This is a genomic window from Paracoccus beibuensis, assembly GCF_026162625.1.
Taxonomy (GTDB): domain Bacteria; phylum Pseudomonadota; class Alphaproteobacteria; order Rhodobacterales; family Rhodobacteraceae; genus Paracoccus; species Paracoccus beibuensis.
In genome coordinates this window covers 65,930-77,383 of sequence record NZ_JAOTBD010000015.1, presented here as the reverse complement: position 1 = coordinate 77,383, position 11,454 = coordinate 65,930, and the positions used below count along the sequence as shown (strand labels likewise).

Genomic DNA, 11,454 nt, shown 5'->3' with positions numbered 1-11,454 from the left:
CACCGAGGGGGCTCGCGCGCATGTGCTGGTCAGCAAATACGCGGACCACCTGCCATTGTATCGCCAGAGCCAGATCCTTGCCCGTGCCGGGGTCGAGCTGCATCGCAGCACGCTGGCCGATTGGGTGGCACCGCCGCCTTCCACCTCGGCCCCGTGGTTGGTCGGCTGGCCGAAGACCTGAAGGCGTCGACCAAGCTGTTCATGGAATTCGCAGGGGACCGTGGCTCCAGTGGGGCCGCGCAAGCCCCGGAGAACACGACTGCTCCTGTGCTGGACCCCGGCAGGGGGCGCACGAAGACGGGCTATCTCTGGGCCTTGGCGCGCGATGACCGCTCATGGGGCGGCGGGGCCCGCCCGGCGTCGCCTTCATCTACGCGCCCGACCGCGCGGGCGAGAACGCCGAGCGCATCCTGCAGAGCTTTGACGGCATGCCTCACAACTGGATGGCTACACCGGCTACAATCGCCTGACGCAACCGTCTTGGACAGGCGGCACGCCGATCACCGTCGCCCATTGCTGGGCGCACGCGCGGCGCAAGCTGAAGGAGATCTTCGACCGCGACGGCTCCGAGATCGCGGCCGAAGGCCTTCGCCGGATTTCCGAGCTTTACCGGACCCTGGCCGAGATCCGCGGCATGGGCCCCGGCTAGCGGCTCTCGGCACGCTTGGCGCCCAGTGCGCCGCTCGTCGCCGCCTTCGAATGGCTGCAGCTGCAGCGTCGGCGCGTATCTGTGAAGTCGCGCCTCGGCGAGAAACTGGCCTTTATCCACCGCCACTGGGACGGGTTGCAGACCTTCCTGCGCGACGGCCGTATCGAGATCGACTCCAACAGCGTCGAGAACCTGATCCGGCCGATCGCCCTGACCCGCAAGAATGCGCTCTTCGCCGGCCATGACGAAGGCGGTCGATCCCAGGCCCGCATCGCCTCCCTGATCGCCACCGCAAAGATCAACGGCATCGAGCCCTTCGCCTACCTCAAGGCGACCTTGGAAGCCGTGGCCGCCGGCGGTCTCCCACAGGCAGAAATCGACAAGCTGCTGCCTTGGAACTTCAAGCCATCAAGCTGAAAGAAGGTGCGCCGCAAACACCGATTACAACCAACCTGCGCAAGTCCCCTACCTAATAGTCGCGCTCAAAGAACACGCCGAGCGAGCTTTCGCCGTCGCTCCCCACCGATCCGCGTGCCCGCAGTGATTCGGTGATGTCGAGGTTCAGGTTGATCGTCGACGTCCCGCTCTCGCCGACAGACACGTCGGTATAGACGTTTTCGGACAGGTAGCGGCCGGCACGCAGCTCGATATTGCCGTCGTCGTCGGTGGTCAGATCCAGGTCGTCCAGCCCCGCGCTTTCGCGCAGGTTGCCGATGATCCCGTCACCGCCCCGACCCGCCAGAACCGCGATGGCATTGGCCAGCTGCGCCGCCTGCAACGGGCTGATGCTGTCCAGCCCCCGCCCGAACAGAAGCTGCGACAGCACCTCCTCCTGCGGCAGTTCCGGTGAAGATTCGAAGGTGATTTCGGGATCGCGGATCTCTCCGTCGATGATGATTCGGGTGGTGATGCCGTCACGCTCGGTCTCGGCAACCAGGCGGATGACGGGCACCAGGCTGCCCTGAAGCTCGACCAAGCCTTCGGTCAGGTTGAAGCGGTTGCCAAGAAGGTCGACCCGACCACGGATCAGTTCCAGGTTGCCGATGGGAACGACGTTGCGCGGCGTCCCCGTGATCCGGAAGCTGCCACCCATTTCAGCATCCACGCCCCGGCCGCGAATGAATATCTGGTTCGGCGCGTTGATCGTCAGATCCAGCCGCGGGGGCGTCGCGGGTGGCGTTGCCGGCGGTCCCGCCAGGCCCGCATCCTCGGCCGCTTGGCTGGGATAGCCCTCCAGCCCCGCACGCGCGCGCGTGGCCCGCACCGGGGGTCGCTGGCTGCCGACATGCGCAATGTCAGGAATGGCCCGCGCGCCGCCCAGACCGGTGGAGGGAATCCGGAACTCGGTCTCGCCCAAGGTGATCTCGCCCGAGATCAGCTGCCCCGTGGCGTTGGAGCCCTGGATGCTCACGTCCCCGCTGACCCGCGTCTCGTAAAGGTTCGGGTCGCGCAGGACGACGTCGTTCAGGTCGACCGAGATGTCGACCGCCCCCGTCGCCGGATTGACCGGTCCCGACAGCGACAGGCTGCCGCCCGCCGCCACGTTCGCCGCGCCGTCGATCTGGATACCACCGCCCTGGAAGCCGGCGGTGACATCGATCCCTTCCAGCCGCACGCCAAGCCCCGGATCGGCCAGCTGGCCGTCCGACAGCCGCACCTGCCCCGACAGCGCCTGCAGCGACGGCGCGCCCTGCAGGCGCAGGTCGATCTGGACCGGACCCGACACGCTGCGCGTTCGCAGCGTGCTGTTCGCCAAAGCCGCATCCGCGCTGCCGGTGATCGCCAGATTTGCGATCGACCCGTCGCGCGCCGCCGTTCCGGACACCTGGATTTGCGTGTTGCCGGGCGCCGTTGCGTCCAGTTCCACGGCGAAACTGTCACCTTCTTCGCGGATCGTGCCCGCCACTGTGGCCGCACCCGGCAGCTGCGGCACCAGAAGGCCCAGATCCTGCAACCGTGCATCCAGGTTGATCCCGCCCGCAGGCGAGCCGTCCGCCGTGACCTGCAACTGCGGGTTGGACACGTCTAGGTCCTGGATCGAGATTCCATCGGGCCCCTGACTTGCGGCCACCGAGAAGTTCGTCTGCCCCGCAAGGATCGGGTCCACGCGCTGCTGACCGACCGACAGGCCGCTGGCCGTGCCGCTGGCCTCGATCCGGCGGGTGTCGCCCTCGGCCACCAGGCGGGCCTCGGCCTCCACGGCGCCGGCGATGCCGTTGCCCAAAAAGCGCAGGTCGTCGGCGTCCAGCTGGACGGTCAGGTCCGTCGCCTCGGCACCGACCTGTCCCGTGGCACTGGCCGACAGGCGCGGGTTTTCGATGATGGCCGTGTCGATGGCGAAGATGCCGTTCTCCTCGACGCCGGTGATGGCGAAGCGGGTCTCGCCCGCCAAGGCGCCGTCGACCTGCGCCTGACCCAGCGACAGGTCCTGTGCCGCGCCGGTCACCTCCAGCCGCCGGGCGCCGTCGCCGATCTCTCGGAAGCTGCCCTCGGCCGCGACGCTGCCCTGCCAGCCCGGCCCGAACGGGGCGAGTGAATCGATGTCCACGACGCCCGTCAGTTCGGTCACGCCCTCGCCATAAACGCCCTCGGCCGTAACGCGCATCTGGTCGTTCGTCAGCCGCCCTTCGCTGATCGTGATCACGCCGTCACGCTCGGACGCGCGGACCGCGAGGCGAGTTGTACCGGTCAGCGCGTCGCTGGTTCCCGAACCCAGCGACAGGTCCTGCCCCTGCCCCGTCAGCTCGATCAGACGCGCGCCGTCCTCTTCGGAGATCTCGGCCCTGGCCTGGAAGCCGCCCGACCAGTCCGCACGGATCGCGGCCAAGTCCACGACCTCGAAGCTGGCGACCGCATCCAGCGCGCCTTGGACAAAGCTTCCCTCTGCCTCGGCGCTCAGCTGCGGGTTCGAAAGCTGGAAGGTTTCCAGCTGATAGCCGGCTCCGGTCTCGGCCGCGATGGCGGTCAGGGTTGTCGTGCCGTCCAGCGCGTTGTCCAACGCCTCGATGCCCAGCCCCAGGTTCTCGGCCTCGCCGGACAGGGTCAGGCGGCGCTGCCCCTGCGGGCCCGACAGCACGGCCTCGGCCTCGAGCGATCCGGCATAGGCCGGGTCGACCTCCGACAGGGCGGGCATTGAGATCTGCGCCGTCAGGTTGCTGGACAGGCTGCTGATCAGGCCCTGCGCCTCGGCGGTCAGCTGGTTCGCGTCGATGCTGAGGTTCTCGATCTCCAGCCCCGTCTCGTCGCGCCGCGCCTGCAGGTCGATGGCGGAGCGGCCGCCCAGAAGACCATCCAGCTGCGGCTGATCGACAGAGATGTCGGTCCCGACCACCTCGGCGTCGATGGCAAAGGCGTCGTTCAGCAGCGTGTAATAACCCTGCGCGGTGACATTGGCCGCACCGGAAAGCGGTCGCCCCGCCAGCCCGGACAGGCGCGACAGGTCGCTGTAGCGGGCTTCCGTGTCCAGCGACAGCGTGATGCCGCTGGACAGGCCCGACACCAGGAAGTTGCCGGTCAGGCCATAGTCGGCGCCGTCGATCGTCAGGTCGGTGATGTCCACGGCGTTGCCGGGGGTGAAGTTGAAGGCGGCATTGCCCTCGATCTGCTGGCCGACCGCCTGCGCCAGATCGGCGTCGTCGAAGGCCAGCTGCCGGGCGGCGAAGTTCAGGGCGCCGGTCACCTCGGCCAGCGCACCGTCGTCCAGCACGACTTCTCCGGCACCGTCCAGGTCCAGCTCGCCCATGGCGAGGCTGTCCAGCACCAGCTGTCCCACGCGACCGTCCAGGGTCCAGCCCTGACCTTCGGCCGCGTCGTAATCCAGCGTCAAGCGGCCTGATTCGACGGTGGCCCCCTCACCGGCGAAGGGCAGCGGGACCGGCACTTGTTCGGCCTCGGCATCGCGGCCGAGTGTCACCAGCAACTCGGCACTTCGCGGGGCCGACTGGTCGTTCGTCGAAAGTGAGCCCGAGATGCGCAGCGCCTGCGTCCGGATATCCAGTTCCGGAATCTCGAGCCGTCCGGTTTCGGCGCGCCAGCCTTGGGCCAGCAACTGCGTGTCCTGGCCGAAGAAGGCGCGATCCTCGGGGCGCAGAAGGGTGGCAATGTCGCCGCCCAGCTGGAAGCGGAAGGCGGTGCCTGGCGTGCCGTCGGGGCCGGCGTCGCTGTTGGCGCTGACCTGTCCGGTGATGCGCGGCTGGCCGTCGGTCGACAGCCGGATGTCGGCGGCGAAATCGCTCAGCTCGCCTTCGCCGCTGATCTGGGCGGTGACGGAGGGCTTGTCATAGATGTTGGCCAGGTTGACCAGGATGCCGTCGGCAGCCTCGTCCAGCGCCAGGTTCAGGCGCAGGATCTCGGTCTCGTTGGAATAGCCCGCGTCCAGAACGAACTGGCCGCGCGGCCCGTCGAGACGGTCGATGGTCAGCTGCGCCGTGCCCTCGCCGCCCTCCAGGCCAAGGCTGCCGTTCACGCTCAGCGCGGCCTCGACGCCGATCACCGGCTCGCCCAGCTCGACCCGGGCGGCGCGGATCTGGTCGATGTTCAGGGACACCGGCAGTTCGGGCAGGGCGAACACAGGGGCCTCGGCCTGAACGGCGCTTCCCTCGCCATGCGGAATGCGGGGCAGCAGGATTTCCTCGGCCGAGAGTTCGGCGATCTCGATCCGGCGGCGCAGCAGGGCCGACCGGTTCCACTGAATGGCGCCGTTGCGCAGGGTCAGCCAGACGCCCTCGTCATCCGCGATGCTTATCTCGTCGAAGGTCGCGCGGGACGACAGCGCCCCCTCGAAACCCTCGATGACCACCTGGCGGCCGGCGCCGGACAGGTTGTCTTCCAGAAGACCGGTCAGGAAGCCGCGATCGTCGTCTGTCTGATCCGCAGTATCCTGCGCCAGTGCGGCCAGCGGGACCAGCAGGGCCAGAAGGATGATCCAAATCTTGCGCATCAGAATGCCTGTCCCAATCCGAGGTAGAGCTGAACGCCGCTGCCGGTCGCTCCGCCCACGGGTGCCGCCACGTCGAACCGCAGCGGTCCCACGGGCGTGTCATAGCGGACGCCGACGCCGGCACCGGTCTGATCGCCGCCCTCGCCCTCGAAACCGCTTTCGGCCCAGACCCGGCCATAGTCGACGAAGGCCGCCAGCCCGATCTTTTCACGCACCTGGACGCGGAATTCAGCGGTGGCGTTTGCGACGCTCATGCCGCCGGTCTTGATGGTTTCGTCCGGTCCCTCGATCACCTCGACGCCAAGCGACTGGTAGGGATGGCCGCGCACGGTCCCACCACCGCCCGAGAAGAAGAGATAGTTCCGGGGCGTCTCCTCGATGTCGCTGCCGAAGATCGATCCGGCGCGCACGCGCCCGGCCAGCGTGAAGCGGTCGTCAGCGCCGAAGCTGCGGAAAATCCGGCCTTCGCCAAGGCTCTGGACACCGGTGCCGGTGTTCTCGAACCCGTAGAAGGGTGCCAGTTCGCCCGACAGGTAGAAGCCGCGCTTGGCATTGTTGCGTTCGACCCGGCGGTCCCAGATCGCTTCCATCGGCAGGGCCAGGACCTTGAAGTCGGTCTGCCGCTCGTCGTCGAAGACCCGCGAATACTGATACTGCATCGAGATGTCGGCGGTCAGCAGCTCTTCCTCTTCGTCGCGAAAGATATGGTTGAAGCCGAGCGCGACCGAGGCCCGGTCCTCGTCATAGTCTTCCTCGCGCATCCGGGCGGCCTCGGTCTCCAGATAGCCGGTCGTGTCCGGCGTCAGCGTGGCCGGGCGGTCGAGGCGGATCGTGATCTCGTCGTCGCGTTCGCTGGTCTCCGAGCCGATGTCCTTCACCTGCCCCTCGATCCGCAAGCGTTCGCCACCGCCCAGCAGGTTGCGGTGCATCCAGTACGCCGACACCAGCACCCCGTCGGTGTTCGAGATCTCGAACCCAGCGCCGATCCGGCGGGTCTTCTGTTCGACCACCGTCAGATCCACGTCCAGCGTATTGCCGGGGCCAAGGTTTTCGGCCTCTTCCAGGGTGATAGCGGAAAAGACGCCGCTGCGGCGCAGGCGCTTGCGCACCGTCTCCAGGTCGTCGGGGTCGAAGCGCGTGCCCTCGGGGAAGCCCGCGATCTTGCGCAGGCGGCGTTCCGACAGGCGTTCGTTGCCGCTGATGCTCAGCTGGCCGAAGGCGACCAGCGGGCCCGGGGCCAGGGCGATCTGACTGTCGACCGTGTCGGTGTCGTGGTCGGCCACAATCTGCTGGTCGCCCACGTCGGCCTTGGCATGGCCATAGTCCCGCCAGCCGGCGACGCCCGCCAGGGCCGCCCGGCGGATCGTGCCGGTGCCGGCGGTTTCGCCAAGAGCGTATTCCGTCGAGATCTCGGTCTCGGGGGCAAGGGGCGCGATGGCGGCGCGGGAAAAGCTGAAGGCCGGGCCCGGCTGGACCGCGATGACCACCTGCTGGACAATTTCGGGTGCATCCAGCGGCGCAATCTCGGCGGCCTCGATCCCGTCCAGGAGGATGTTCACAACTGCGTCGTAATAGCCGTTGTCATAGAGCAGCCCCAGGATGCGTGCATAATCGCCGCGCGCCGCCGCAAGGATGTCCTGGCCGGTCGTCCGATCCTCGTTCAGGGCCCCCGAGACCAGTGAGGTCTGCCGGATCTGCCGGGTCAGCCTGTCCTCGTCGCCCCCGACGCGGACTTGCAGGTCCACGGGACCCTCGGCCTCGCTGCCCCGACCGAAAAGCCCCGAGAAGGGCGAGGATGATTGCGCCAGTGCCGCGCCCGCCACGCCAAGCGTCGCGCCGGCCACCAGGATCGCCTTGAGATATGCCCGCATCGGATCTGCCCGTATTTCTTCGTTCTTGGGCCGATTGAAACAGGATCACCCTTAGGAATCCAGAATAACTTGCCGATCCGCGCGGCGGCGCCGATCACGTCTTGCGGGACCCGGCGCGGTCAGGCCAGAGCCGCCAGACAGCCCTGCAGCGCGGCCATGTCGTCGCGGATCAGGAAGACCGGCGTGTTTTCAGGGATGTGGCGCATGTGCTCCTGCGCCAAGAAGGCCGGCTGGAAGCGGTCCATGCGGTCGGCGATGCTGCGGCCGACGCTGCCGGCCAAAAACATTCCTTCCAGCGGCATGAAGCGCAGCGCAAGCTCTCGGCAGAGAAGGCCGACCAGTTCGGTGAAGACATCATAGGTGACAACGGCCTGCGGATCGCCCGCCTCGGCCGCGCGGGCGACCTCTTCGCCGGGAACCGGGTCGCTGCGGGTCATGGCCGCATGAAGGCGCGAGAGGCCGCGCCCCGCAAACGTCTCCTCGGTCGAAAAGAAGCCTTGGGCCGCATCGGCGCCCACACGGTCGATCAGGCGTGCCATGATGTTGGCGGGCAGGTGGGTGTGACCCTCCTCGGCCTCCAGCGCGGTGATGGCGCCGCCCGGCAGGACGCGGACGGCGCAGACGTTGAAGCCGGTGCCAAGGCCGACAACAAGCGCCTGCCCGTTCCGCGCCCGGTGGGCCGGCGCCTGGCGCAGGACGCTGACGCCCTCGGCCGTCAAGGACGGGGTGGCATAGCCAAGGGCCGTCAGGTCGTTGATCAGCCGCACCTGGTCGGCATCCGTCAGCCGTGCCAGGTTCTGTTCGTCGAAGGACCAGTCGCGGTTGGTCAGCCGCGCGTGACCGCCGCTGACCGGCCCCGCCACCGCGATGCACAGCGCCGAGACGTGGGGCTGGTGCTGGTCGGCCATGAACCGCCGCACCACGTCGTCGAAGCAGGCGAAGTCGTCGCCCCGGTATCGGGTGACCGTGGTTGGGTCGATGCTGCCGTTGCGCGCGATCGCCAGCCGGGCGTTTGTTCCGCCCACATCCCCCAGAAGCACCGCCATCCTGTCACCCTTTCAGTTCAGCCTTACGCCATCCTTAGGTGAAAAATAGGACACTTTCGAGAGGTCGAAGGCCAGCGGAAACGGCGCCCGCGCCCGCACGGCGCTTTCGGCCCGCAGCCGCGCCGTCACCGGCTTGCCGCCCAGGTGCGTCACCGCGAAGGTGTCGGCGCCCGCAGGCTCGACGATGTCGATCATGACCTCGCCGCCCGCACCCTCGGCCGTGCCGGGCAGATGCGCGTTGCCGGTGGCCTCGTGGATGTCCTCGGGGCGCACGCCCAGCACGATCTGGGCCGGCAGGTCGCGCGACACCGGGTCGGTGATGACCAGAGGCGCATCGCCCGCGCGGTCGATCTCGATCCGGGTCTGGCCGGCTTCGGACCGGACGCGCGCGGGGATCAGGTTCATCGCCGGGCTGCCCATGAAGTCGGCCACGAACATGTTGGCAGGACGGTTATAGATCTCGGCCGGTGTGCCGATCTGCTGGATCACGCCGCCCTTCATCACCACGATGCGGGTCGCAAGCGTCATCGCCTCGATCTGGTCATGCGTCACATAGACGATGCTGGCGTTCAGGTCCTGGTGCAGCTTCTTGATCTCGGTCCGCATGGAGACGCGCAGCTTGGCGTCCAGGTTCGACAGGGGTTCGTCGAACAGGAACAGCTTGGGGTCGCGCACCAGCGCCCGGCCCATGGCGACGCGCTGGCGCTGGCCACCCGACAGCTGGCCCGGCTTGCGGTTCAGCAGCGGCTCGATCTGCAGCTGGCGGGCCACTTCGGTCAGCTTGCGGTCCTGCGTCACCTTGTCGACGCCGCGCACCTTCATGCCGAAGGTGATGTTCCTGGCGACCGACATGGTCGGGTAAAGCGCATAGGACTGGAACACCATCGCGATGTCGCGGTCCTTGGGGCTGACCCCTGTCACGTCGCGGCCTGCGATGCGGACGGCGCCGCCGGTGATCGGCTCCAGCCCCGCGATGCAGTTCAGCAGCGTGGACTTGCCGCAGCCCGACGGGCCGACCAGCACCAGGAAGTCGCCCTCCTCGATGCTGATGTTGATGTCATGCAGGATCTGCGTGTCGCCATAGGATTTCTGCAGGTGATCGATTTGAAGGATCGGCATGGGCTTATCCCTTGACGCTGCCGGCGGTCAGGCCGCGGATGAAGTATTTGCCGGCGACGACATAAACCAGCAGCGTGGGCAGGGCGGCGATGATCGCCGAGGCCATGTCCACGTTGTAGGCTTTGACGCCGGTGGTGGAGTTGACGATGTTGTTCAGCGCGACGGTCACGGGCTGCGACCCGGCCCCGCTGAAGCTGACGCCGAACAGGAAGTCGTTCCAGATCTGCGTGAACTGCCAGATGACCGACACCGTGATGATCGGCAGCGAGATGGGCAGGAAGATCGACCAGAAGATGCGGAAGAACCCTGCCCCGTCGACCTTGGCCGCCCGCACCAGTTCCTGCGGAATGGTGACATAGTAATTGCGGAAGAACAGCGTGGTGAAGCCGATGCCATAGATGACATGGACGAAGATCAGCCCCGGGATCGTCCCCGCCAGCCCCATCAGGCCCAGCATCTGCGCCATGGGCAGCAGCACCACCTGGAACGGGATGAAGCAGCCGAACAGGATCGCGGCAAAGAACAGGTTCGCCCCCGGAAAGCGCCATTGCGCAAAGACATAGCCGTTCAGCGCGCCGATCACGGTCGAGATCGCGACCGCCGGCACCGCCATCAGGACGCTGTTCCAGAAGAACGGACGCAGGCCTTCGCACTGGGTGCCGGCGCAGGCGGTGGACCAGGCCTCGGCCCAGGGGGCGAAGGTGATGTCGCGCGGCAGGGCCAGAAGGCTGCCGGTGCGGATCTCCTCGAGGCTTTTCAGCGAGGTCGTCAGCATGACGAACAAGGGCATCAGGTAGAACAGGGCGAACAGGATCAGGATCGCGTACAACCCCCACCGCAGCAGTGTATTGCGGCGGCCCTTGGCGACAGAGCCGGTGTGGGGCGTGGTCAGCGCGTCGCGCGACAGGCGCTTGGTCAGGACGGTTTTACTGGTCACGGCGCGGCCTCAGTTCGCTGTAGAGGTAGGGCACGACGATGGCGAAGATGACCAGCATCATGATCATCGCGCTTGCCGCCGCCTGCCCCAGATCGCCGCGCGAGAACGCCATCGCATACATGTAGGTCGCGGGCAGGTCGGTGGCATAGCCGGGGCCGCCACCGGTCAGCGCGATCACCAGGTCGAAGGCCTTGATGGCCAGGTGCGCCAGCACGATGAAGGCCGACAGGAAAATGGGCGCCATGGTCGGGATGATGATGGCGGAATAGATGCGGTGCGTCGGGATGCCGTCCACCTGGGCCGCGCGGATGATCTCGGTATCGACCGAGCGCAGGCCGGCCAGGAACAGCGCCATGACAAACCCCGATGCCTGCCAGACGGCGGCCAGCACGATGGTATAGATGGCCATCTCGGGCCGGATCAGCCAGTCGAAGGTGAAGCTCTCGAAGCCCCAGCCGCGGATGGCCTGCTGGATGCCAAGGCCCGGGTTCAGGATCCACTTCCAGGCCGTCCCGGTCACGATCAGCGACAGCGCCATGGGATACAGGTAGATGGTGCGCAACACGCCCTCGGCCCGGATCTTCTGGTCCAGAAAGATCGCCAGCATCAGGCCAAGCACCATCGAGATCACGATGAACAGGCCGCCGAAGATGAACAGGTTGTTCATCGCCACGTCCCAGCGCGGGGCCGAGAACAGGCGTCCGTACTGGCCGAACCCGTCCAGGTCGTATTTCGGCATCAGCCGGGATTTGGTGAGGCTGATCCAGGCGGTCCAGCCGATGAAGCCGTAGACGAAGATCAGGATCGCCACGAAGGACGGCGCCAAGACCAGCTTGGGCACGTTGCGTTCAAGCCATTCCATTCCGGATAAACCCCCAAAGAAAAACCCCGCG

The 11,454-nt window shown here is 67.2% G+C and carries 6 protein-coding genes and 1 pseudogene; 1 reads left to right on the top strand and 6 read right to left on the bottom strand.

What is annotated here, in order from left to right; all coding sequences use genetic code 11:
• Nucleotides 1–1,066, top strand: a pseudogene (tnpC, locus tag OC159_RS11160) (IS66 family transposase); the annotation flags it as partial.
• Between the two features lie 52 nt (nt 1,067–1,118).
• Here tnpC and OC159_RS11155 read toward each other — a convergent pair.
• The 6 genes from OC159_RS11155 to OC159_RS11130 form a co-directional block, all read right to left on the bottom strand.
• A complete protein-coding gene (locus OC159_RS11155) occupies nt 1,119–5,588 on the bottom strand; it encodes a translocation/assembly module TamB domain-containing protein (RefSeq protein WP_265501228.1) in 4,470 nt (1,489 codons plus the stop codon).
• Nucleotides 5,588–7,459 carry an autotransporter assembly complex protein TamA gene (locus OC159_RS11150; RefSeq protein ID WP_265501227.1) on the bottom strand — a complete coding sequence of 624 codons (1,872 nt, stop codon included), beginning with the start codon at nt 7,457–7,459 and terminating at the stop codon, nt 5,588–5,590. Before OC159_RS11150 ends, OC159_RS11155 begins: the two co-directional genes overlap by 1 nt.
• A 119-nt stretch (nt 7,460–7,578) precedes the next feature.
• On the bottom strand, nt 7,579–8,505 hold the full coding sequence (locus OC159_RS11145) for a glucokinase (RefSeq protein ID WP_265501226.1): 927 nt from the start codon (nt 8,503–8,505) through the stop codon (nt 7,579–7,581).
• Nucleotides 8,506–8,517: 12 nt separating this feature from the next.
• Entirely contained in the window at nt 8,518–9,624 is a 1,107-nt protein-coding gene (locus OC159_RS11140; RefSeq protein ID WP_265501225.1) for an ABC transporter ATP-binding protein, read from the bottom strand.
• Between the two features lie 4 nt (nt 9,625–9,628).
• Nucleotides 9,629–10,516 carry a carbohydrate ABC transporter permease gene (locus OC159_RS11135; RefSeq protein ID WP_265501232.1) on the bottom strand — a complete coding sequence of 296 codons (888 nt, stop codon included), beginning with the start codon at nt 10,514–10,516 and terminating at the stop codon, nt 9,629–9,631.
• Between the two features lie 34 nt (nt 10,517–10,550).
• Entirely contained in the window at nt 10,551–11,423 is an 873-nt protein-coding gene (locus OC159_RS11130) for a carbohydrate ABC transporter permease (protein WP_265501224.1), read from the bottom strand.
• Between the last annotated feature and the right edge of the window lie 31 nt (nt 11,424–11,454).

What these genes read in the sequence shown, in the direction of transcription:
- OC159_RS11155 (WP_265501228.1), bottom strand. Translation starts at nt 5,588, where the DNA reads ATGCGCAAGATTTGGATCATCCTTCTGGCCCTGCTGGTCCCGCTGGCC.
- OC159_RS11130 (WP_265501224.1), bottom strand. Translation starts at nt 11,423, where the DNA reads ATGGAATGGCTTGAACGCAACGTGCCCAAGCTGGTCTTGGCGCCGTCC.
- OC159_RS11140 (WP_265501225.1), bottom strand. Translation starts at nt 9,624, where the DNA reads ATGCCGATCCTTCAAATCGATCACCTGCAGAAATCCTATGGCGACACG.
- OC159_RS11150 (WP_265501227.1), bottom strand. Translation starts at nt 7,459, where the DNA reads ATGCGGGCATATCTCAAGGCGATCCTGGTGGCCGGCGCGACGCTTGGC.
- OC159_RS11145 (WP_265501226.1), bottom strand. Translation starts at nt 8,505, where the DNA reads ATGGCGGTGCTTCTGGGGGATGTGGGCGGAACAAACGCCCGGCTGGCG.